The 22088-nt window shown below is 71.3% G+C and carries 24 protein-coding genes (1 of these 24 cut by a window edge); 17 read left to right on the top strand and 7 right to left on the bottom strand.

Features of this window, described 5'->3' with window-relative positions:
* Positions 1 to 67 precede the first annotated feature (67 nt).
* Positions 68 to 994: an ABC transporter ATP-binding protein gene (locus D455_RS0116525; RefSeq protein ID WP_017571826.1), complete on the top strand. Its 927-nt coding sequence runs from the start codon at positions 68 to 70 to the stop codon at positions 992 to 994.
* Positions 991 to 1818 (top strand): ABC transporter permease, encoded by an 828-nt coding sequence (locus D455_RS0116520; protein WP_017571825.1) that lies wholly within the window; start codon positions 991 to 993, stop codon positions 1816 to 1818. Before D455_RS0116525 ends, D455_RS0116520 begins: the two co-directional genes overlap by 4 nt.
* Positions 1819 to 1936: 118 nt before the next feature.
* Here the strand turns inward: D455_RS0116520 and D455_RS0116515 are convergent, their stop codons facing one another.
* Positions 1937 to 3643: a hypothetical protein gene (locus D455_RS0116515; RefSeq protein WP_026122691.1), complete on the bottom strand. Its 1707-nt coding sequence runs from the start codon at positions 3641 to 3643 to the stop codon at positions 1937 to 1939.
* Between the two features lie 231 nt (positions 3644 to 3874).
* Positions 3875 to 4927: a class II fructose-bisphosphatase gene (glpX, locus tag D455_RS0116510; RefSeq protein WP_017571823.1), complete on the bottom strand. Its 1053-nt coding sequence runs from the start codon at positions 4925 to 4927 to the stop codon at positions 3875 to 3877.
* A 164-nt stretch (positions 4928 to 5091) separates the two neighbouring features.
* On the opposite strand from glpX, the gene D455_RS0116505 reads away from it, so the two are divergent.
* From D455_RS0116505 to D455_RS0116490, 4 genes are all read left to right on the top strand, one after another.
* On the top strand, positions 5092 to 5700 hold the full coding sequence (locus D455_RS0116505) for a TetR/AcrR family transcriptional regulator (protein WP_017571822.1): 609 nt from the start codon (positions 5092 to 5094) through the stop codon (positions 5698 to 5700).
* Positions 5701 to 5888: 188 nt separating this feature from the next.
* The gene (locus D455_RS0116500) at positions 5889 to 6497 is read left to right on the top strand and encodes a DUF4245 domain-containing protein (protein ID WP_017571821.1); all 609 of its coding nucleotides are present in this window, start codon (positions 5889 to 5891) and stop codon (positions 6495 to 6497) included.
* A gap of 42 nt (positions 6498 to 6539) precedes the next feature.
* On the top strand, positions 6540 to 6956 hold the full coding sequence (locus tag D455_RS0116495; RefSeq protein WP_017571820.1) for a MerR family transcriptional regulator: 417 nt from the start codon (positions 6540 to 6542) through the stop codon (positions 6954 to 6956).
* On the top strand, positions 6956 to 7297 hold the full coding sequence (locus D455_RS0116490; RefSeq protein ID WP_017571819.1) for a thioredoxin family protein: 342 nt from the start codon (positions 6956 to 6958) through the stop codon (positions 7295 to 7297). Before D455_RS0116495 ends, D455_RS0116490 begins: the two co-directional genes overlap by 1 nt.
* 78 nt (positions 7298 to 7375) lie before the next feature.
* On the opposite strand, the gene D455_RS0116485 is transcribed toward D455_RS0116490, so the two are convergent.
* Positions 7376 to 8347 carry a 4-hydroxy-3-methylbut-2-enyl diphosphate reductase gene (locus D455_RS0116485; protein WP_193789442.1) on the bottom strand — a complete coding sequence of 324 codons (972 nt, stop codon included), beginning with the start codon at positions 8345 to 8347 and terminating at the stop codon, positions 7376 to 7378.
* Positions 8348 to 8643: 296 nt separating this feature from the next.
* On the opposite strand from D455_RS0116485, the gene D455_RS0116480 reads away from it, so the two are divergent.
* The 4 genes from D455_RS0116480 to D455_RS0116465 all read left to right on the top strand — a co-directional run bounded on the left by D455_RS0116480 (position 8644) and on the right by D455_RS0116465 (position 11665).
* Positions 8644 to 9438: a hypothetical protein gene (locus tag D455_RS0116480; RefSeq protein WP_026122690.1), complete on the top strand. Its 795-nt coding sequence runs from the start codon at positions 8644 to 8646 to the stop codon at positions 9436 to 9438.
* A 130-nt stretch (positions 9439 to 9568) separates the two neighbouring features.
* A complete protein-coding gene (locus tag D455_RS0116475; RefSeq protein ID WP_017571817.1) occupies positions 9569 to 10084 on the top strand; it encodes a DUF3060 domain-containing protein in 516 nt (171 codons plus the stop codon).
* A gap of 70 nt (positions 10085 to 10154) precedes the next feature.
* A complete protein-coding gene (gene xseA, locus D455_RS0116470; protein ID WP_017571816.1) occupies positions 10155 to 11396 on the top strand; it encodes an exodeoxyribonuclease VII large subunit in 1242 nt (413 codons plus the stop codon).
* Between the two features lie 2 nt (positions 11397 to 11398).
* Complete coding sequence (locus D455_RS0116465; protein WP_017571815.1) at positions 11399 to 11665, top strand: exodeoxyribonuclease VII small subunit; 267 nt, start codon at positions 11399 to 11401, stop codon at positions 11663 to 11665.
* Between the two features lie 136 nt (positions 11666 to 11801).
* Here the strand turns inward: D455_RS0116465 and D455_RS0116460 are convergent, their stop codons facing one another.
* Both D455_RS0116460 and D455_RS0116455 read right to left on the bottom strand, forming a co-directional pair.
* Complete coding sequence (locus tag D455_RS0116460; protein WP_017571814.1) at positions 11802 to 12341, bottom strand: DUF6542 domain-containing protein; 540 nt, start codon at positions 12339 to 12341, stop codon at positions 11802 to 11804.
* Between the two features lie 224 nt (positions 12342 to 12565).
* Positions 12566 to 13915 (bottom strand): DNA recombination protein RmuC, encoded by a 1350-nt coding sequence (locus D455_RS0116455; protein ID WP_017571813.1) that lies wholly within the window; start codon positions 13913 to 13915, stop codon positions 12566 to 12568.
* A gap of 439 nt (positions 13916 to 14354) precedes the next feature.
* Here D455_RS0116455 and D455_RS0116445 point away from each other — a divergent pair, with 439 nt between their 5' ends.
* Complete coding sequence (locus D455_RS0116445) at positions 14355 to 15089, top strand: alpha/beta fold hydrolase (RefSeq protein ID WP_017571811.1); 735 nt, start codon at positions 14355 to 14357, stop codon at positions 15087 to 15089.
* On the opposite strand, the gene D455_RS0116440 is transcribed toward D455_RS0116445, so the two are convergent.
* On the bottom strand, positions 15086 to 16048 hold the full coding sequence (locus tag D455_RS0116440; RefSeq protein WP_017571810.1) for an FkbM family methyltransferase: 963 nt from the start codon (positions 16046 to 16048) through the stop codon (positions 15086 to 15088). The two genes, D455_RS0116445 and D455_RS0116440, sit on opposite strands and share 4 nt — an antisense overlap.
* Before the next feature lie 393 nt (positions 16049 to 16441).
* Between D455_RS0116440 and ychF the strand changes: the two genes are divergently transcribed.
* Positions 16442 to 17527, top strand: a complete 1086-nt coding sequence (gene ychF / locus D455_RS0116435) for a redox-regulated ATPase YchF (RefSeq protein WP_026122689.1) — start codon at positions 16442 to 16444, stop codon at positions 17525 to 17527.
* A 187-nt stretch (positions 17528 to 17714) separates the two neighbouring features.
* Here ychF and D455_RS30740 read toward each other — a convergent pair whose 3' ends face one another.
* Complete coding sequence (locus tag D455_RS30740) at positions 17715 to 18335, bottom strand: TetR/AcrR family transcriptional regulator (protein WP_152487085.1); 621 nt, start codon at positions 18333 to 18335, stop codon at positions 17715 to 17717.
* 80 nt (positions 18336 to 18415) lie between these two features.
* Here D455_RS30740 and D455_RS32275 point away from each other — a divergent pair, with 80 nt between their 5' ends.
* The 5 genes from D455_RS32275 to D455_RS36265 all read left to right on the top strand — a co-directional run.
* Positions 18416 to 18871 (top strand): hypothetical protein, encoded by a 456-nt coding sequence (locus D455_RS32275; protein WP_152487084.1) that lies wholly within the window; start codon positions 18416 to 18418, stop codon positions 18869 to 18871.
* Complete coding sequence (locus D455_RS0116420; RefSeq protein WP_152487083.1) at positions 18868 to 19821, top strand: hypothetical protein; 954 nt, start codon at positions 18868 to 18870, stop codon at positions 19819 to 19821. The genes D455_RS32275 and D455_RS0116420 overlap by 4 nt, the downstream gene beginning before the upstream one ends.
* 499 nt (positions 19822 to 20320) lie before the next feature.
* Positions 20321 to 21271 carry a conjugal transfer protein gene (locus D455_RS0116415; protein ID WP_017571805.1) on the top strand — a complete coding sequence of 317 codons (951 nt, stop codon included), beginning with the start codon at positions 20321 to 20323 and terminating at the stop codon, positions 21269 to 21271.
* Positions 21272 to 21343: 72 nt separating this feature from the next.
* Positions 21344 to 21673: a hypothetical protein gene (locus D455_RS0116410; RefSeq protein ID WP_017571804.1), complete on the top strand. Its 330-nt coding sequence runs from the start codon at positions 21344 to 21346 to the stop codon at positions 21671 to 21673.
* An 18-nt stretch (positions 21674 to 21691) separates the two neighbouring features.
* On the top strand, positions 21692 to 22088 hold the 5' portion of the coding sequence (locus D455_RS36265) for a conjugal transfer protein (protein ID WP_086003354.1). It continues 1034 nt past the right edge of the window; 397 of the gene's 1431 nt are visible here — the first part of the coding sequence; the start codon lies at positions 21692 to 21694; the stop codon falls past the right edge of the window.

Below are 22088 nucleotides of genomic sequence, written 5' to 3'. Positions count from 1 at the left end.
TCCGCTGTCTACGGTTGGGACCATGACCACACCTGAGCCCGGTCTCCGTCCACCCGGAAGCGCGGACATGGCACCCCGCGACACGTCCGCCCTCCCCGCCCTGGCGCTCCGGGGCATCGTCAAGCGCTTCGGTTCTCTCACCGCCGTCGATGGACTCGACCTGGAGGTTCCCCAGGGGGTCGTCCTCGGGCTCCTCGGCCCCAACGGCGCGGGCAAGTCCACCACGATGAAGATGCTCACCTCCCAGGCCCTCGCGGACGAGGGGGAGATCCACATCCTCGGCCACCGGATCCCCGCCGAGTCCAAGTGGGCCCGGGCCCGCATGGGCGTCGTCCCCCAGCACGACAACCTCGACGAGGAGCTCACCGTCGAGCAGAACCTGCGGATGTTCTCCTACCTCTACCGGGTCCCGGGCCGCCAGCGTAAGGAGGCCATCGCCCGCACCATGCGGCTCGCCCAGCTCGCGGACCGGGGCGCGACCCTGGTCGACGACCTGTCCGGAGGCATGCGCCGCCGCCTCCTCATCGTCCGGGCCCTGCTGCACCGGCCCGAACTCGTCCTCATGGACGAACCCACCGTCGGCCTGGACCCCCAGGTGCGCCAGGACCTGTGGAGCGTCATCTCCGCGCTGCGCGACGAGGGCGTCACCGTCCTGATGTCCACCCACTACATCGAGGAGGCCGAACGCCTCTCCGACGAGGTGGCGCTCATGGCGAAGGGGAGGATCGTCGAGCGCGGCGCCCCCGTCGACCTGGTCGCCAAGTACGCGGGCGCCACCGTGGAGGAGTACGTCCCGGGTGAGGAGGGCATCGACGGCCTCGAACGCCTCGTCCGCGACCACGGCTTCACCACACGGCGCACCGGCACCACCCTGTCGGTCCTGCGCGCGGAGGAACTGCCCGACTCCCTCCGCGACCGGCTGGACGTGCCGCTGCGCCGGGCGAGCAACCTGGAGGACGTGTTCGTGACCCTGACCGGGGAGAGTGTGGAATGACCCTCCAACAGAAACAGGCTCGCGAGGACGCCCGCCCGGAGGTCCACGCGCGCCCCGGCCGATTCGAGGCCGACGCGGTCATGGGCGTCGTCGCCCGCGAGTGGATCCTGTACGGGCAGTCCTGGCGGGCGACCACCTTCGCCGCCGTGGTCGAGCCGACCCTGTACCTGCTCTGCTTCGGCTTCGGCATGGGCGCCCTCATCGGCACCCTCGCCGGGTACAGCTACATCGACTTCCTCGGTACCGGCATCGTGGCGGTGTCGGTGCTGTTCCAGTCGATGATGCCCGGTGTCATCAACACCTTCATCAAACGCCGCTTCCTGCACACCTACGAGGGCATCCTCGCCGCCCCCGTGGACGTGCGCGAACTCGTCACCGGCGAGGCCCTGTGGCTGGCGATGCGCTCGGGCGTGTACGGCTGCGTCCCGCTGCTGGTCGCGATCGGGTTCGGACTGGACCCCGGTCCCGGCATGCTGCTGGTGCCGTTCATCGCGTTCCTCGCCGGGTTCGCCTTCGCGCTCTTCGGGATCTGGATCTCCGCCGTGATCTCCTCGGTGCGGTCCATGGACTACGTGTTCAGCGGCCTGTTCACCCCGCTGTTCCTGGTGGCGGGCACGTTCTTCCCGCTCACCGAACTGCCGGACTGGGTCCAGGGAGCGGCCATGGTCAACCCGCTCTACCACGCGGTCGAGCTGATCCGCGGGGTGGTCTTCGGCGAACTCGACGCCGTCTCGGCGCTGCTCCACGTCGGAGTGCTGCTGGCGTTCATCGCCCTGATGTGGTTCCTCGCCGGTTCCCAGATGCGCCGCCGCGTCGTCAGCTGAACCCGTCCGTCCCGGCGCGGGCCGCCGGCGCCCGGGCCCGACGACGCGAACGGCGTGGGAGGTTCGCCCTCCCACGCCGTTCACGCGTCAGCGAGCCGTGCCGCGCCGCCTCCCGCGGCTACTCGCCGCCGCTGGGCGACCACCGCAGTTCGAAGCTGCCGCGCTGCCCCTCCTCGGTGACGCTCATGGCCAGGCCCACGGCGCCCCACTCATCGGGGCTCTGCACCTCGGAGTCGGTCAGCACCTGGCGCAGGTCCATGTACCCGGCCACCACCGCGTCGTCCATCTCCTGCATGGTCTGCTGGAAGACCGGGTCGTCGCCCAGGCGGCCGGTGGCGCTGCTGCCCTGCGACACCACCACGGCGTCCCCGTCGGTGCTCACACCGGGCGGGGTGGCGTACGGGTCGGCGGCCATCGTCTCGACGAGGTCGCTCAGCACCTGCTGGTCACCGCCGACCGCGCGGTACTGGAAGGAGACCTCCTCGCCGCTGCCGCCGTAGGAGGAGCCGAAGAAGCCGTCCAGGCTCAGGTTGGTGACACCGAACGAGGTCGACGAACCCAGCACCTGGGTGAAGCCCTCCGGCAGCGGGGCGCCGATGGAGTTGAACATGCGTTCCATCTCCTGCATCGGGCCGCTGCCGCTCACGGACTCGAGCTGGCCGCTCTCGTAGGCGTCGGTCAGCGCCGTGTCCAGGCCGCTGGCGCCGAAGGCCATGACCGTGCTCTGGGGCAGCGACTCCATCGCCGCCACGCTCTCCCCGGGCGCCCCGGCCAGCCAGGACATGTCGGTACCGGCCGCCGTGAACTCGTAGAAGTCCATCCGCGCTTCCAGGTACTCGCCGTCCACGCGCAGGGACACGGTCGACCGGCCGCTCACCTCACCGGGGCTGGTGCCCGCGCTGCCCTCGAACCCCTCGGCGAACCCCTGGGCGAAATCCTCGACCTCCATCAGCCCGGAGAAGTCCATCCAGCCCGCGGCCACACTGCCGTCGGGCAGGCCGTCCATGTCGCCGGAGAAGGCGTCGGCGTCCGCCAGGGTGCCGTGCTCGTCGATCTGGGCCTCGCGGTCGTCCAGGGCGGCGTCGGAGTCGGTGAGGATCGCGAAACCGTCGATCACCTCGTAGTAGAGGTCATCGTAGTTACCGCTGAGATCGGCGAGACTCTCCTCGGCGAGCCGCTCGTCCTCCAGCGCGACCGCGAAGGCGGCGGCCACGCCGGACTCCCCTCCCGTCTGGGCCTCACCGGTGGCGGGCCACACCGAGACGCCCGCGCTCTGGCCGATCCACTCCTCGACCTCGGACTGGTCCGCCTCGGGGAAGGTCGCCACGAACCCCTCGGCGAACAGCCCCGTCATGTCGCCGTCGCGGGGCTCGTCGATCTCCTCGGTCACCTCGGTCGGAAGCCGGTCCACGAACTCCAGCAGTTCCATGGCCTGCGAGCCGTTGATCGACAGGTCGAGCTTGGCGAACCCGATCGAGCTCCCGGGGAGTACCTCCTCAGGCTGGGGGCCGCCGAAGCTGACCAGGGAGACGGTGGCCCACACGGTTCCGGCCATCAGGACGACCGCGACACCCGCCGCGGCGGGGATCAGCCAGCCCTTGCCCCCGCCGCGACGGCCGCCGGGCGGCGGCACGTGCCCGCCGTGGTACTGGCCCGGAGGGAAGGGGCCACCGGGCGGGGGGCCGCCGGGCGCGCCGCCACCGGGGACTCCGGGGCCCGCGTACTGCTGGCCTGGGCCCTGCTGCGGCGGAGGGAAACCCGGCCCAGGCTGCCCGGGCTGCTGAGGCTGCCACTGGGGCTGCTGTGGGGGATCGGGGTAGGACATCAGACCTCCGGCGAGGGATCGTGTTCGTGCGTGACCGCGCGGTCAACACCGGGTCTGATGCCGGACCGACCCGGTGTGGTTCGCGTTTCACGCCCTTTTCGGATGACCGGTCGGGGATGGGAGACCCGGGTGCCCGTACCGGTCGTGACGGGGCACCCGGGCCGGGGTGGCGCACGGTGTCGCGCCGGAGGCCTTCGGGTCGGCGGACCCGGGGTGTTCCGGGGAGCACTCCTAGGGGACGGAGTCGGGCTCCTCGCCGCGGTAGGGCGCCGAGGTCAGGTCGACGCCGCTGTAGGAGGCCAGCTTGCTCAGGCGGTGCTCGCTGAGCACCTGGCGGACGGTGCCGCTACGGCCGCGCATGACCAGGGAGTCGGTGATGACCCGCGAGGCCTCGTAGCGTACGCCGCCGACCAGCTCCCCGTCGGTGATGCCGGTCGCGGCGAAGAACACGTCGTCGGAGGAGACCAGGTCGTCGGTGTGCAGCACGCGGTCCACGTCGTGCCCGGCCGCGATCGCCTTCTGGCGCTCCTCGTCGTCCTTGGGCCACAGGCGGCCCTGGATGACGCCGTCCAGGCACTTCATCGCGCACGCGGTGATGATGCCCTCGGGAGTGCCGCCGATGCCCAGCAGCAGGTCCACGCCGGTTCCGGCGCGGGCCGCCATGATCGCACCGGCCACGTCGCCGTCGCTGATGAACTTGATGCGCGCGCCCGCGTCCCGCACGTCCTGCACGATCTTCTTGTGCCGGGGGCGGTCCAGGATGACGACCGTCACGTCCTGCGGCGACTTGCCCTTGGCACGGGCCACGGCCCGGACGTTGTCGGCCACGGGAGCGGCGATGTCCACCACACCGGCGGCCTCGGGGCCCGTGGCGAGCTTCTCCATGTAGAACACCGCGGACGGGTCGAACATGGTGTTGCGCGGGCTCATCGCGATCACCGAGACGGCGTTGGGCATGCCCATGGCGGTCAGGGTGGTGCCGTCGATCGGGTCGACCGCCACGTCCCACTCCTGGCCGCCGCCGTCGCCGACCCGCTCCCCGTTGTAGAGCATCGGCGCGTTGTCCTTCTCGCCCTCGCCGATCACCACGGTGCCGTTCATGGACACGGTGCTGATCATGTGCCGCATGCCGCGCACCGCCGCGCCGTCCGCGCCGATCTTGTCGCCCTTGCCGACCCAGCGGGCCGAGGCCAGCGCGGCGGTCTCGGTGACGCGGACCAGTTCCAGGGCGAGGTTGCGGTCGGGCGCCGCGGGCTGCGTGGACGGGCTACCGGACTGGGACATGGGACACCTTCCGTCGGGGAACAGGGCGGGGGTCACGTCTTAGGGTAGTCACCCGATGTGACACACGAAGGGCCACGGGTGCCCCTGACCGCGACCCGTCCCCGCCCCCGGAGAGCGGGAACGGACTACTCTGGCGGGGACCCGGACTGGAGTGAGGCGTGACAGTGGACAAGACGGACAAGCCCGCGAAGCCCGCGCGGGTCTCTCCACGCGGCGCGGCCACCCGCAGCGCCCTGCTCAGGGCGGCCTCCCAGGTCTTCCGCACCGTGGGGTTCGCCAGGGCCGGGGTGAGCGAGGTCGTGGCCGTGGCCGGTGCCAGCGTCGGCAGCCTGTACCACCACTTCTCCGGCAAGGCCGACCTCTACCTCGCCCTGTACGAGGAGTTCCAGCAGCGGCAGCAGGACCGCACCCACCAGGCGGTCGTGGACGCGCGGGCCCGGGGGGAGGGCGACCCCACACGGCTGATGAACATCGCCGCCCACGCCTACCTGCTCGGATGTATCGAGGAGAGGGACACCACACGGCTGTTCTTCAGCGGTGACGGGCCTCCCGGGTTCGACTACCAGCTGCGTACCCGGCTCACCCGGTGGACCGACCGCAACGTGGCGCTGTTCCGCAAGGCGGACGAGCCCGTGGACGAGGCGCTGCTCATCGTGGTGAGCGGTGCCATGCTGCTGGCCGTGGCCGAGGTGGTGCAGCGCGAGGACGCCGAGGCGCGCGCGCTCGCCGACGACATCACCGGGCTGCTCACCCAGCTCGAACCCCGGCGCTGAGGAGCCGTACCGGAGGCGTCCGCGTCGGCGAACGGCCGTGCGCGCGGTTTCCCGCACACGGTTCGCGCGGGTCGTCCGGTTGGACCCCGCGCCTGGCCATCGATGCGGGGAGAGGCGGCCCGGAGGGGCACGGCTAAGGCCACCCCGGGTCCGGAGGGCCCCGGACCTGCGGCAAGCTGGACTGTGTCATGAGTGAGTACAGCCGGTCCAGCGCGACCTTCAAGAACTACGCCATCTCCCTCGGGATCGTCGTCGGCATCGTCCTGGTCCTGGCGTTCGTGGTCTCCACGCGCTCGGGTGAGCACATCCCGTCGGTGGTGTACCGGCCGGACGCCCAGCTCCTGCGTGAGGAGGCCGACTACCCGGTGGCGGTGCCCTCCGCCGAGCTGGAGCAGGAGGGGTGGACGCCCACCAGCTCCAGGGTGGGCCTGGAGGGGCCGGTCGAGTGGAAGGTGGGCTTCGCCACGGCGGAGGACAGCCACGCCATGCTCACCCAGAGCGATGGAGCCCCGGACGAGGTCGTCGAGGAGAACGTCGGGGGCGCCGACAGGGTGGGCACGGTCGAGGTCGGCGGGCAGGAGTGGGAACACTACGGGTCCGCGGACCTGAACGCCCTGGTCCTGCGCGGGGAGGGCGTGACCCGCATCGTGTCCGGCCCCGCGGACATGGACGAGCTGGTCCACCTGGCCGAGGGCCTGGAGGTGGACGCCTCCGGCGAGGAGGCCGGGGGCGGCGCCGCGCCGGAGGACGGCACGGAGTCCGGGAACGCCGGGGACGGGGCCGAGGAGGGCTCCTGAGTTCCTTGCCTTGACGTCAACGTCAGGGTTTACGGTCAACGCATGCGCATCGGGGAACTCGCCAGACGTACCGGGACCACGACCCGCGCGCTGCGCTTCTACGAGTCCGAGGGGCTGATCGAGGCACGGCGCGCGGCGAACGGCTACCGCGAGTACGGCGAGGAGGACTACCGGCTGGTCAGTGAGATCCTGACCCTCCAGGCCGTCGGGTTCAGCCTCGACGACACCAGGCCGTTCGTCGAGTGCCTGCGCTCGGGCCACGCGACCGGGGACTCCTGTCCCGACTCGATCGAGGTCTACCAGCGCAAGCTCGCGGAGGTGGACTCCGCCCTGGGCCGGCTCACCTCGATGCGCGAGAGCCTCGCGGCCAAGCTGTCCGAGGCCCTGACCAGGCGTTCGGGGTGGTGCGGTGCGGAGGGAACGTGCACCGGTCCGCCCCAGGAGACCGAGGAGCCGTGATGCCGCCCATGAGCCCGTCCGCGTCCGCCGTCACGGACGCGACCTTCGAACAGGACGTCCTCGAACACGAGGGACCCGTCCTGGTGTACTTCTGGGCGACGTGGTGCCCGTCCTGCCGCATGGTCGCCCCGGTGATCGACCGGATCGCCGACGAACGCGCCGGGTCGCTCGCCGTCCGCGTGATCAACGCCGACGAGAACCCCCTCACCACGCGGAGCCACCAGGTGATGTCGCTGCCGACGCTGATGCTCTTCCGTGGTGGTCGACCGGTGCTGACGCTGGTCGGCGCGCGGTCCAGGACCAGGCTCCTGTCGGAGGTGGACGCCGCCCTGGGGCGGTGAACGGCGCCGAACGCGGAAGGGGCGCCCGGCCGGGGAGACGGCCGGGCGCCCCTTCCGCGTGTTCGGGGCGGGGCGGCGCTACTCGGCGCGCAGGTCGCGGCGCAGCTCCTTGGGCAGCGAGAAGGTCAGCGTCTCGTCGGCGGTCGTCACCGGGGAGACCGTGCCGTACCCGTGTCCGGCCAGCTTGTCGAGCAGCTCGCGCACCAGGATGTCCGGCACGGAGGCGCCGCTGGTCACGCCGACCGTGGTCACGCCCTCCAGCCAGGAGTCGTCCATCAACGTGGCGTTGTCGATCAGGTGGGCGGCGTTGGCACCGGCGTCCAGCGCCACCTCCACTAGGCGGACCGAGTTCGACGAGTTGTCGGAGCCGACCACGATGACCAGCTCGCACTCGGGCGCCATCGCCTTGACCGCGTCCTGGCGGTTGGACGTGGCGTAGCAGATGTCGTCGCTGGGCGGGTCGAGCAGGTTCGGGAACTTCTCGCGCAGCGCGTCCACCGTCTGGGTGGTCTCGTCCACCGACAGGGTGGTCTGCGACAGCCACGACACGTTGTCCGGGTTGCGCACCCGGACCTTGTCGACCTCCTCCGGGCTCTCCACGATCTGGATGTGCTCCGGAGCCTCGCCGCTGGTGCCCTCGACCTCCTCGTGGCCGATGTGGCCGATGAGGATGATGTCCCGGTCCTCGGACGCGAAGCGCTTGGCCTCCTTGTGGACCTTGGTGACGAGCGGGCAGGTGGCGTCGATCGTCTTCAGGCTGCGCCTCTGCGCCTCCTCGTGGACGGCCGGGGCGACACCGTGCGCGGAGAAGACCACGATGGCGCCCTCGGGCACCTCCTCGGTCTCCTCCACGAAGATCGCGCCGCGCTCCTCCAGGGTGCGCACGACGTGCGTGTTGTGCACGATCTGCTTACGCACGTAGATCGGCGCGCCGTACTGTTCCAGGGCCTTCTCGACGGTGATGACAGCGCGGTCGACACCGGCGCAGTACCCCCGGGGATTGGCGAGGAGCACACGGCGTTGGTTCGTGGCAGTCGTCATCGCAGTCATGCTGTACATCCTAGGTGGCTTGGGCGGCGTACGACCCGGGTGTGGGGGACGGCACTGCGGCGAACGCACCGACGCGAGACCGGGGCCAAGGTGACGGTACCGCAACAGGGCGCATCCAGTTGTGCTTCGAAGTGGCGAAATCGTTCACTTATCCCCTGCTCATGCTGTTCTTCCCTCCTCTATCCTGGTTCACCATCGCATGCGTTACAGGCGGTTCGCCCTCAACTCGGCCCTGCTGGCTTGCTGGTCGCGCACCGCTGACCCCACCCGCCGAGAGCATCAGGAGCCCCCGTCCTATGTCGAACCCGACGTTCGCCACGAAGCTGGTCACCCTGGTCAAGGGCATCTTCGGGCGCAAGGAACCGGACGCCGCGTCCGAGCCCGCCCCCAGGGAGGAGGCCGCGCGGAGCGAGACCGCGGACGCGCCGAAGCCCGAGACCCCGAAACCTGGGAACGCCCCCGAGTCCGGTGACCCCGCCGGGGCGAAGGCCGACGAGGCCGCCGCGGCCGAGGAGGAGACCGGAGCGTCCACCAAGGCTGAGGAGAAGACCGAGGAGCCGGAGAAGGCCGAGAAGGCCGCGGAGCCCGTCAAGGACGACGAGCCCGAACCCGAGAAGACCGCGGAGCCCGCCACGCCTGCCGTGGCCGAGGAGAGGGCCGAGGAGCCCGCCGGGGCGGACAGGCCCGCCAGGGCCCAGGAGTCCGAGGCGGCCGAGGCCGCGGAGCTCGCCGAGACCGGGGAGGCGGCCGGCCGACAGGAGCCCCGGACCGAGCCCGCCACCCCCGCCACCTCGGACGTTCCCGAGGCGGGCGAGGCCATCGCGGAGGAACTGGCGGCGGCCGAGGCGCACACCAGGGTCACCAGCGATGAGGTCCTGGAGAGGGTCCGCAAGGGAGCCGCCCCCTCCATGGAGGACCTTCCCGTGCCCACCTACGACGAGCTCACCCTGCCCTCGGTCCGCGCCCGTCTGCGCAAGCTCACCGCCGACCAGGTCCGCGACCTGCGCGCCTACGAGGTCGCCCACCAGGGCCGCCCCGAGTTCATCAAGATGTACGACAACCGCATCAACAAGCTGGAGGCCGAGGCCTGACGTGCGCACAGCCCGCCGCGGGGGACGCCGTCGGCACCCGGCCGACGGCACCGCCGCGAACGGGAACCGCGGAGCCGGAGGGGACGTCCTAACAGACGTAACGACATCATCTCGTCCGAAGGGGACTGACATGCGCTCCGCCACCTCCGCCGCCGCCCTCCTCGCGGCCTCCGCGCTCTGGTTGACCGGCTGCTCGGTCGGCATCCCCGGAACCGACCAGGAGGTCAACGTCGACTCCGACGGCGTGTCCGTCGGCGGTGAGGACGGCGAGGTCTCCGTCGGAGCCGACGGCGACGTGTCCGTCAGCAACGAGGACGGCGAGGTGACCCTCGACGAGGGCGGGGGCGTGTCCGTGGACGGCGGTGGCACCCTCATCATCTCCTCGGCCGAGGGCGGCAGCGTCACCGAGCAGTGCGAGGACGGCCAGAACGTGAACGTGACCGCCAGCGACATGGAGGTCGTCCTCAACGGCGGCTGCGGCGAGGTCAGCGTCCTGGGCAGCGGACTCACGGTGCACGTGGGCACCGCCGACTCCATCCACGTGGTCGGTTCCGACAACACCGTCCACCACGCCGAGGGCGAGCCGACCGTGACCGACATCGGCGCGAACAACGACATCTCCGCGGGCGGCGACGCGACCGTCTGACCGCTCCCCGGCACGGCGCCCGCGCGGGCCTGCTCCGAAGTGTCACCGCCCTCGCCTAGGCTCGGTTGGCATGGGCATGGAGAGTTCCGCCGAGGCGCCGCAGCCGGTACGCGTCGTCCTCAACGCCGTCGGCCAGTGGATCGGCCGCCTGGGCCGGATCTGGGTCGAGGGCCAGATCGCCGAGCTGAACCGGCGCGGCCGCATGGCCTACGTCACGCTGCGCGACCCCGTCGCCAACGTGTCGGTGCGCGTGGTCTGCCAGACCTCGGTCCTGGACGCGCAGAGCCCCCCGCCCGAACCCGGTGCGCGCGTGGTCGTGCACGCCAAACCCGACTTCTACGAGGTCCGCGGCACCTTCTCGCTGCGCGCCCTGGAGATCCGCCACGTCGGCCTGGGCGAACTGCTGGCCCGGCTGGAGCAGCTGCGCCGCACCCTGACCGCCGAGGGACTCTTCGACGCCGCGCGTAAGCGCCCCCTGCCCTTCCTGCCCAACACCGTCGGGCTCGTCTGCGGGCGCGACTCCGCCGCCGAGCGCGACGTGCTGGAGAACGGACGCCGCCGCTGGCCCGCCGTCCGCTTCGAGGTGCGTCCGGTCGCGGTCCAGGGCGACCGCGCCGTGCGCGAGGTGCTGGAGGCACTCAAGGACCTGGACTCGCACCCGGAAGTCGACGTCATCGTCATCGCCCGGGGCGGCGGCTCCCTGGAGGACCTGCTGCCCTTCTCCGACGAGGCCCTCGTGCGGGCCGTCGCCTCCGCGGGCACCCCCGTGGTGAGCGCGATCGGGCACGAACAGGACGCTCCGCTGCTCGACCACGTCGCCGACGTCCGCGCCTCCACCCCCACCGACGCCGCCAAGAGGACCATCCCCGACGTGGGCGAGCAGCTGGAGATCATCCGTCAGCTCCGCGACCGGGGCCGCCGGGTGCTCAGGGGCGGGGTGGAGCGCGAGCTCGCCTGGCTGGAGGGCATGCGGTCGCGTCCGGTGCTGGCCAGCCCGGTGCGCGAGATCGACCGGCTCACCGAGCAGGTCGCGGACCTGCGCGACCGGGCGCGCAGGAGCCTGACCGTGTCACTGGACCGGGCCGCCGACGGCCTCGGCCACACCCGGGCCCGCCTGCACGCCCTGTCCCCGGCGACCACGCTGGCGCGCGGATACGCGATCGTGCAGCGCGAGGACGGGTCGGTGGTGCGTTCCGCCGGGGAACCGGACGTCGGGGAACACCTGCGCGTGCGGTTCGCCGAGGACAGCCTGACCGCGACCGTGGAGTCCGTCCACGCCGACGACACCGACGACACCTCCGAGAGGGAGTAGAGATGGCCGCCAAGGGCGCGAGGACACGTGACGAGGGTGCCGCCGAGCCGGAGCTGAGCTACGAGGAGAGCCGGGAGGAGCTGAACAACGTCGTCCGCCAGCTGGAGTCCGGCGGGCTCAGCCTGAAGGACTCGTTGGCTCTCTGGGAACGCGGCGAGGAGCTCGCCCGCGTGTGCGAGCAGTGGCTGGAGGGTGCCCGCGCCAAGCTGGCCGCGGCCATGGACGAGCGCCGGGGCGAGGAGCCGGGGGACGGGGACACGCCCTTCTGACGGGCCGGCCGAAGAGGTCGCTGGTGTGGTCACGGTGGCCCGACCCCGGATGAACGAGGCGGACCGGTGGACCTTTCCGGTCACCGCTCGGACGGTGTCTTCCGGGGGCTTCGCCGGTGCCCGTGCCCACCCGCGTCTACCTGCGGCCGTTCAGCTCGTCGCCCAGGTCGCGGATGTTGCCGGGCAGTCCCCGGAACACCCCGATCACCAGCACCAGCGCAGTGCCCAGGAACAGCCAGGGCGCGACCTCGGCCAGCCGTGACGCCATACCCAGGAGCATCACCCGCGCGAAACCCTCGCTGCCCAGGGCGAGCACGCTCTCCGCGGCGACCACCGCGACGAAGAACGCGATGGGCGGGCTGACCGCCAGCGACAGCAGGTCGCTCGGTCGGACCAGCAGTGCGCCGAGCAGGCAGGCGAGGGTGAAGGCCACGCCCGGGGCGGCGGCGATGCCCGCCCAGTGCGAGACCATGGTCCCGGCGAAGCTGAGCGTGAGGATGGCCAGCACACCGCCGCGCCCCGTCAGGCGGGGCGGCACTCCGGACGTCCCGTGCCGCTTCCTCGGGGGCGTGCGTCCCCTCTTCCCGGCGTTCGGCACGTCCCGGACGCGGCCGTCGGGCCGCACGAAGTACGGTGCGTGCCCGCGTTCCGGACCGTCCGGCTTCCGCGGGGGCATTGCCGTTCGCCTCCCCAGTGTATTACTCACGGTGTTTAGTGTGTCACTTCTAGTGAATGTTCGGTGTCTTTTCCGGGGATCGTGTCGTCCTTTTGATCACTTGCCCCATCCGCCACGAACACGCCTTCCTCCCGTTGGACACCGGGATGGGCCGTCGCGGTTCTGCTGTTTCGCGGTCGAACACCCGTTTTCGCCCCCTGGGTCGCGGAATTCCATGATCGCCCTCAAAGACCGGGAACACCCTCGCCGGTCTCCCGGCGAAGCGGACCCCCGAGACCCACGTGCCGCGTTCCGCGACCACCGGCACCGTCCCCGGCGCCCGCGACGGAACCGAGACCGTGCCCTCCGGCCGACTCCGGGCCGTCCGGCTCCGACAGTTCGGGGGCGACGACCGCGCGCGGTCGCTCCTCCACCCCCACCGGCCGGTCCAGCTCGCCGTCGACCAGGCCCAACTCCCCGAACCGGCGCGCGGTCACCAGCACCCGGCTCTCCAGTGACCCCACGGTCTGGTTGTAGGCGTTCACCGTCCGGGTCAGCGCGCGGCCCAGGCCCTCCACGTGCCCGCCCAGCGTGCCCAACCGCTCGTGCAGCTGCTTGCCCAGGTCGAACACCGCGCGGGCGTTCTCGCTCAGCGCCTCCTGCTGCCAGGCGTACTGCGCCGTCCGCAGCAGAGAGATCAGCGTCGTCGGCGTCGCGATGTGCACCCTCCGCCCCATCGCGTACTCCAGCAGCTCCGGGTCGTACTCCAGCGCCGGAGCCAGGAACGCCTCCCCGGGGATGAACAGCACCACGAACTCCGGTGCCGGGGTGAACGCCGCCCAGTACGACTTGGCCGCCAGCTGGTCCACGTGCGTGCGCAGGTGCCGGGCGTGCACGCGCAGGTGTCGCGCGGCCTCCTCCGTGCCCGCCTCCACGGCGTCCAGGTACGCCGCCAGCGGGACCTTGGAGTCCACCACGATGTTCTTGCCGCCCGCCAGGCGCACCACCATGTCCGGGCGCCGCGACCCGTCGCGCGTCGCGGCCTGCTCGTCGAAGTCGCAGTGCTGCCCCATACCCGCCAGCTCCGCCACCCTGCGCAGTTGCAGCTCACCCCACCGGCCGCGCGCCTCGGGCCGCCGCAGAGCCGTCACCAGCGACTGGGTCTGGTCGCGCAGCCGCTCCGAACCCTCGCGCACGTACTCGACCTGCTTGGCCAACTCCGCGTGCGCGGCGGCCCGCCCGGCATCCGCCTCCCGCAGCTGGCGCTCCACGCGGTCCAGGGTCCGCGTCAGCGGTTCGACCATGCGTTCCACCGCCCGGCGCCGTTCGTCGAGGTCGCCCCCGGCCTCCGCGCTGACCGCGCGCAGCCGTCCCTCCGCCAGCTCCAGGAAGCGCTGGTTGGTCTGGTCCAGGGCCTGCGCCGACAGGGCGCGGAACCGGTCGGCGAGCTGCTCCTCCACGTAGGCGGCGCGCTCCTGGGCGGCCCGCGCGTCGGCCCGCTCCTCGGCGCCCCGGCCGCGGGCCAGGACCCAGCCCACGACGGCACCGGTCGCCAGTCCGATCAGGAGCATGAGTACGAGTGCGAGGCCGTCCATGGCGACATGGTGTCAGCCCGCGTCGGTGCGTGGGTCCCCGCCACGCAGGACATCGGTGAGCAGTTCCACCAAACCGGGCATATCCACTGACCCGGAGCCGTGCAGCCACTGGAGTCGGAGGCCGTCCATCGCGGCCACGACCAGCGCCGCGGTCCGTCCGGGGGTGGCGCTCCCCCGCTCCTGGCGGTCGGGGCCCCGCCCGTCGCCGACGTGCGCTGGACAGGGGTGGGGCACCGGCACCGTGCCGGAGCGGGGCGCGCATGCGAGGTCACACCGGGCGGGGATACGGCCAGGGAGGAAAGGTGCGGATCGGAGGCCGCATTCGGCCATTCACTTCCCTTGTGCAAAAGCTTTCGGGATCCTGGAGCCTGCGGCCGGACCACCTCTCACCGGCCCACGACCCTGGAAAGTCCCTCACCGCCCCAGGAGGCCCGCTCCCATGAAACTGGAGACCTACACCAGCGGCACCGGAAACCGCACCGTCCTCCTCGTCCACGGATCCATGTCCACCCACGAGACCTGGCACGCCGTCGAGGAGGCGCTCGTCGAACGCGGTCACCGGGTGGTCAGCGTGGACATGCGCGGGCACGGCGGCAGCCCGCGCGGGGACTACTCCGTCGCGGCGCTCGGCGACGACCTCGCCGACTCGCTGCCGACCGGCGCCGACCTGGCCGTCGGCCACTCCACGGGCGCGGTGGCGCTCTCCCTGGCGGTGGAGCGGCTGCGTCCCGCCCGGGCGGTCTACGTGGACCCGGCCTTCCGCCTGCCTCCCATGCACGCCGACGCCGGAGAGCGTATGCGCCGCGTCTGCGCCGACGCCGACGTCGCCCACGTGCGCCAGAGGAACCCCCGGTGGGCCGACGCCGACGTCGAGAGGGAGGTCAGGGGCTTCGCCGCCTTCGACCCGGAGTTCTTCGACTTCGTCGCCGAGGAGATCGCCGGACACGACCTCCTCCCGGACAGGGCGGTCGTCCCCTCCCTCGTCCTGCGCGCCGAGAACAGCGTCACCGTCACCCCGCGGACCGCGCACGACCTCGCTGAACGCGGCTTCACCGTCCGGGTCGCGGAGGGCGCCGGGCACTGCGTCCACCGCGACGACCTGTCCGGCTTCCTCGCCGCGCTGGAGGGGTTCCTGGACGCGGACGCCCACGAGGTCGTGGAGGCGTCGAGCTAGGCGCCGGGGCGGCAGTCCTCCAGTGCCCTGCGCCAGTCGCGCACCGAGGGCCAGAAATCCTCCGGCACCGGTTCCGGGGTGAACAACCACATCCGCTCCCACGCGGGGGAGGCACGCCCCGAGATCTCCGGGCGCGGCTCGTAGGGCGGCGGTCCGCTCACCGGGTACCAGGTGTACTCCAACGGGTCGAGCAGCGCCATGAGCCGCTCCTCCACGCCCCGGTCCGGACGGACCTTCACCAGCATCCACGGCCGGTACCGCCGCAGGACCTCCAGTCCTCCGGCGACCACGTCCGGCTCCGTGCCGACCGTGTCGATCTTGAGCACGGTCGGGAAGGCCGACGCCTCCTCGTTCCACCGCGCCAGGGTGGTCACCTCCACGGTGATGTGCGACAGGTCGGTGCGGGCCGAACGCACGAGCGTGTTGCACATGTCGTTGTGCCGGGCCCGCCGCAGGTGGGCGGTGCCGGTGTGGTTGCTCAGCGCCAGCTCCACCACGGTGAAGCCCAGGTCCGCCGACGAGGACACCACCCGGGCCGCCGCGGCGATCTCCGGTGTGGGCTCGAACGCGAACACCGGTCGGCGCGTGCGCGCGGCGGCCAGCAGCGAGTACACCCCCACCCCGGAGCCCACGTCGAACACCGCGCCGGGACGGGTGTGGTCGAGCATCGCCATGAAGCAGGCCAGGCTGTCGGGTTCGTGCCTGGCCAGTCCGAACGCCGCCAGCCTCCGGGGAACGGTGAGGTCGCCGGGCAGGCGCAGCGTGAGGCCGTCCGGGCCGATCCGGCGCGTGTCCGACTCCAGGCGGGGCAGGGAGAAGGTCACCTGGCGGCTCCACGGCGGGACCCGCTCGGGGTCCAGCCCTCCCAGCCGTCTCGGCAGTCGGACGCGGATCTTCCGGGTCGCGAAACGGACGAGCGGGTAGCGGCGCACGAGTGCCCGCAGTTGGTCGGTGACCACAGTTGTCTCCCCCCAGGAACGAGGCTGCGGCGGGGTGCGCCGGTCCACGGCGTCATCCGTGCGCCCTGGCGCCTTCGTCCGACACGGCCGGGGCCGGTCCTCCCACCGGTCGCCGTACCGCGTGCCTGCCGTGCCAGCGGTCGTGTTTCGGTCCGGGTCGGGGACGGGTGTCCGTGCGCGACGGGTGGCCCGCGCGCAGGGTGTTCCTTCCTCCCCGTTACCGGCAACGTGCGTCGAACCTACTGTGAGTAGCGTCTCCTGCGCACCGTGTTTCGGTGATCGGTTCTGCTTTTTCCGGTCTCCTCCACGGGAAGGACCATCCGATGACCCCCAGGTGGGACCTCAGGTGACGGCGGGCTCGCCCACCCGTGGGTCCGCATAGACTCTGACCTTGTGAGTTTGTCTATCGGGATCGTCGGCCTGCCCAACGTCGGCAAGTCCACCCTCTTCAACGCGCTGACCAAGAACGACGCCCTGGCCGCGAACTATCCGTTCGCGACCATCGAGCCCAACGTCGGGGTCGTGGGCGTGCCCGACGCACGGCTGGGGAAGCTGGCCGAGATCTTCGACTCGGCGAAGGTCATCCCGGCGACGGTGGACTTCGTCGACATCGCGGGCATCGTGCGCGGCGCCTCCACGGGTGAGGGCCTGGGCAACAAGTTCCTCGCCAACATCCGTGAGAGCGACGCGATCTGCCAGGTGATCCGGGCCTTCGACGACCCCGACGTCACACACGTCGACGGTGACATCGAGCCCTCCCGCGACATCGAGACCATCAACACCGAGCTGATCCTGGCCGACCTCCAGACCCTGGAGAAGGCGCTTCCCCGCCTGGAGAAGGACGCCAAGCGCAACGCCAAGGACAAGGACGCCCAGGAGCTGCTCCAGGCCGCCCGCGACGCCCAGGAGGTCCTCGACGGGGGCACCTCGCTGTCCGTCGCCGAGGGCGTGGACCTGGCACGGCTGCGCGAGCTGAGCCTGCTCACGGTCAAGCCGTTCATCTACGTGTTCAACCTCGACACCGACGAGCTCGCCGACGAGACGCTGCGCACCAAGCTCCAGGAGCTCGTCGCCCCGGCGGAGGCGATCTTCCTCGACGCCAAGATCGAGGCGGAGCTGGCCGAGCTGGAGGAGGACGAGGCGCAGGAGCTGCTGGAGTCCATGGGTCAGACCGAGTCGGGTCTGGCGCAGCTCGCCCGGGTCGGCTTCTCCACCCTGGGCCTCCAGACCTACCTGACCGCCGGGCCCAAGGAGGCCCGGGCCTGGACGATTCGCAAGGACGCCACCGCGCCCGAGGCGGCCGGTGTCATCCACACCGACTTCCAGCGCGGCTTCATCAAGGCCGAGGTGGTCTCCTTCGACGACCTGGTCGAGGCGGGTGACATGCAGGCCGCCCGGGCCGCGGGCAAGGTCCGTATGGAGGGCAAGGACTACGTGATGGCCGACGGCGACGTCGTGGAGTTCCGCTTCAACGTGTGATTCGTCTTCGCTCGCTCGCGCGGCGGCACCGGGGAGCGGCCCTGGTCGCCACGCGATGATGCCGTGGAGTTCGTGGGGAGCCGCGTCGTCGCGGCCACGGCGACCCGCGAACCGGTGCCCGGAGGAACGTGACCGTGTCCCCGGCCCCGGGGCGCGCCGACGAGGGCGATCGCGGGTTCCCGAGAGGTCACGACCACCGCGCCGCGAAGCCCGCGACGATCGTCGCGACGAGGTCGTCGAACATGCGCCTGCCCGGCCGTGCTCCTCTGAGGCCCTCAGCCAGCAGGGGGTGTGCGCCGGGGTCGACGTGCAACGCGTCCTCCCGGAGGCCGTGGTCGGTCCCTTCCGCGTCCAGACGTGCGTGACCGACCGTGACGGCGGTCAGTGTCTGCACCATGAACAGGCCCGTCGCCGGAGGGATGCCGACACCGCTCAGAACCGTGAGCGCTGATTCGAGGGAGGCGACGGTGCGGGGGGTGAGCGCCGGCCGGGTCGCCACCAGGGGAATCACTCCCGGGTGCGCCCGCAAGGCGGCGAACAGGGACGTCGCGTAGGTCTGGAGCGCCTGTGTCCAGGGCATCGCGTCCCATGGAACGTCGGTGCTGGTGACCACGTGCTCGACCATCCCGTCGTGCAGCGCCTCCTTGTTCGGGAGGTAGTGGTAGAGCGTCATCGCCTCCACCCCGAGCTGTGCGGCGAGGCCGCGCATCGTGACGGCGCCGACACCGCTCTCGTCGGCGAGCTCGACGGCTCTCTCCAGGATCGCCGCCCGACTCAGCCCCATCCTGCGGCCACGGCTGCCCGCCACACGTTCCTCCCCGCCCTCGACGACTCTTGCATCGTAAGACTACACTCGGCCTGACTCTTACGGTGTACGAAGGAGGGATCGTGGAGAACCAACAGCCCGCATCACCCACCGTTCGCGGAATGCTGCTGACCGGCCTGATCGTGACGGCGGTGATCGCCATCGCCCCACTCGTCGACCTGGCGGGCATCGGCACGGTGGCATCACACGTCCGTGCCGCCTATCCCGACTGGCCCGACGCGTACGTGGACGCCGAGCGCTCGGTCATCACCGGATACCTGGTGATCATCGGGGCGCTCGGCACCGCGGCGTGGGCGTGGAGTCTGGTGCGAGCGCGCCGCCGCCGGATCCGCGTCTCCGCGATCGTGCTGTTCGTCCTCGGGCTCGCCGCCGCTGCGGCGCACCTCGGCGTCTCGATGGCTGAGTACGAACGGGTGATCCCGACGGTCTACGGGATCCTTTGGACGCTTCCCGCGGCGGTCGGGGCCGTCATCGTGGTGATGACTCTCCGTGGAGGGGCAGCGAGGTCATCGGCATGAGGGACCGTCGTGGGGCGGTGGCCGCGACATGCTGTCTGGTGGCCGCGGGAGCCGCCGCCGTGCTTCCGTTCGTGGGGGCGCCGGACCCGGTGGCGATGCCGACGGCCCCCGCCTGGTTGGTCGTGCTGTCCGCCATGGCCGCCTGCGCTCTGGTGGCGATCGGTCGGACCCCCGGCATGGTGCGGATCGTCGCGGTCGGTCTCTGCGCCGCGGGGCTGTGCGCGGGCTCGCTCCTCGCGTTGCCGCACACCATCCTGATGGCCGTGGTGTGGGCGGTGAACCTCGTGACGGGGGCCGGAGGGTCGTTCGAGGTCGCACCGTCGTGGTCGGCGACTCTGCGGCACGTGGCCGTGCTGTGCGCCGTCGTCGCCCTCGTGGTGTGGCTCGTGGCCCGGGTGCGGGGCCGGACGGGAAGGTGCGCACGGTGCGGACGTACTGATGCGTGCGCACCCGTGCCGTCACGGGGTATGCGCGCGCTCCTGGTCTGGTCGGCGGCGCTCTCCGTCCTCGGCACGGTGCCCTACGCGGGCCTGAAGACCGCGTGGAGCGCGGGGGTGGGGATCGGCCTGGTCGACGACGCGTTCGCCGACGTGTCGTTCGCCTCTCCCGGGTTCGGTGACACCGTCGTGCTGTCGGTGCTCTCCGTGATCGTCACCGTGGTGATGGGAATGCGCGTGCGTCAGCGGTTCGTCCGGATCGTGGCCGCCGGTGTCGGCGCGGTCGCGGCCCTGATGCTGGTCCCCATCGGTGTGTCCGCCGGGACGATGCTGATCGCCGCCGCAGCCGGTCTCTACCGGATCGACGGTTCCACGATCGAGCCGTGGGCGTTCATCGTGATCTACCTGAGCTTTCTGCTCTGGGGGATCGCGATGGCGACCCTCGTGCGGACGTACTGGACAGTGACCGCACGTCCGTGCCGTGCGCACGACGCCGTCGGCGCCGCGGCCTGACGGAGGCCACCGGGCTCCGGCCGCGTCGGGCTCCGTGCGGCGCGACGGTGGGGGGCCGCCGGGGCCGCGAGCGCGAGCCCACCGGTCCGGAGGGGACGGGGCGGGGTGTGGTCGCCGTTCCTGTACGGGCAGGCCCACGATGGGGTGGACGGAGGCCCGGGAACGAACGTCCACCGAGGGACCCCGGTCACACCCCGTCGGCGGTTCCCTGACCGACGGGGACACACCTTGCTCTCCTCCGGGGAACTAATCCCTTTCCGGCCCGACCATAATTGCGGTGAAGTGCACGGCAGTAGTGCGAGTTAGATGAACTCTTGCCGTATTGTGCACCTTTTGGGAACTTCGGCCCATGCGCGCAATGTGTGGTTGACGGGGAAACGCGGAGTCGCCAACGACGCTCCCAACCCGCACAATGCCTCACTATAGGGATGGGGTAGACAAGGGCATGGCGGATACGCCGTCCGAAGCGGGCGGCGCGGAACTTGTGCAGGAGGCGGGGATGGCGAAGGCGTCACGGCGCGGCACCGCCGCGCGTGACCGGGAGGACGACGGCATGGAGTTCGGCGCCTCCCGCACCCGGCGGCCCCGGTCCGGAGCCGGAGGGCGCTGGTGGGTCGGCGTGGGACGCGCCGTCCTGTGGGCGTTCATCATCGTCGTCATCTTCAACGGCATCTGGTTCCCGCTGCGCGGCGGCTTCGCCCTCCCCGACACCAACGAGGAACCCGAGCAGGCCGACACCGTCACCTACCCGGAGACCGCCGCCGCGGCCTTCGGACTGCGGTTCGCCGAGGCCTACCTCGACACCGCCGACCCCGAGGCGCGCCTGTCCGACCTGGCGGCGTTCGTCCCCGAGGGCGAGGCCGCCTCCCTCGACGTCCCGCCCGACAGCCTCACCGGCGAGAACCTCACCGTCGTCGCCGTGCACGTGGAGAACGACCACAACGGCGTCGTCGTCGTGCGGGCCGACGTCAACGGCGAACCCATGCGCCTGGACGTGCCCGTCTACGCGGACGGTGAGGCCCTGGTGGTCTCCGGCATCCCCGCGCTGCTGGCCGCGCCCTCGCGCGCCGACCTGCCCGAGAGGTCCTCCTCCGAGACCGACCCCGAGGCGGAGGAGCAGCTCACGGAGGTGCTGTCGGGTTTCTTCGAGGCCTACGCGGGGGAGCCCGCGCACCTGGAGCGCTACGTGGAGCCGGGCGTCACCATTGCCCCGCTTCCGCAGAACAGCCTGGAATTTGGCGAACTGTCCGAGATCACGGTGCCAACCCGTGCGTCGACCGGGAATGATGACGTACGACAGGTAGCGGCCACCGTCCTGTGGACCGTCCCGGCCTCCGACGGGACCGAAGCCGGACAGATCACGCAGAAGTACCTGGTCACCGTCGTGGACTCCGGCAGTGAGTGGCACGTGCGTGACATCCAGGGCGCCCCGCGCTCGTTCGGCGGATGACGGGGCACGTAGGCAAGGAGAAGAGAAGGACCATGCGCACACCAGCAACGACACCGGGGGGCGGCGCCTGACATGCTCCCCCTGCTGTCCTCCACACCGGACGTGTTCCACGCCGTCGGAGGTGCCGACCTGCTCTTCCTCGCGGCGGAGGAGACCACCACCACCCAGCAGAACGCCCCCGACACCGGCGGCCTCGCCGATTTCCTGCGGGGTTTCTTCGGGCCCCTCTTCCTCGTCATCGTGTCCATCGTGGCGGTGTTCTTCCTGTTCACCCGGGAGATCACGAGGTTCGCCCAGTTCATCATCCTGGCGATCTTCATCGGGATCGTCTTCTACGTCCCCGGCATCATCGAGGTCATCGCCGTGGCGCTCGCCCGAGCGATGGGCGTATCGACGGAATAGGCGAGGGAGGCCGGGAACGTGGATCTGCCCACGTACACCAACATCTGGCGTATCGAGAAGCGGCTCTACAAGCTCTACGATTTCCGGCTGCCCATGCCGCTCCCGGTGGGCACCTTCGGGGTCGCCCTGGGCGTGTTCGCGCTCTGGGTGGTCCTGCTCAGCCTCGTCAACGCGCCGTTCGTGTTCGGCAACGGCTGGCACCTGGTGCTCTGGGTGGTACCGCCCGGGGTGATCACCGTGCTGGCCACCCGGCCGGTGGTCGAGGGCAAGCGCCTCACCGAACTGCTCATCTCCCAGGCGCGCTTCCTCACCGAGTCGAGGGTGTACACCCGGCTGGCCCCCGAGTACGAGCCCGCCGAGGTCCGCGTGGCGGTGCGCGTGTGGCACCGCGACCCCGCGGCCGGGCCGCTCCCGC

Origin of the sequence: Nocardiopsis halotolerans DSM 44410, from assembly GCF_000341065.1 — a bacterium.
GTDB lineage: Bacteria > Actinomycetota > Actinomycetes > Streptosporangiales > Streptosporangiaceae > Nocardiopsis > Nocardiopsis halotolerans.
This window is presented reverse-complemented; position numbering and strand designations above follow the sequence as displayed.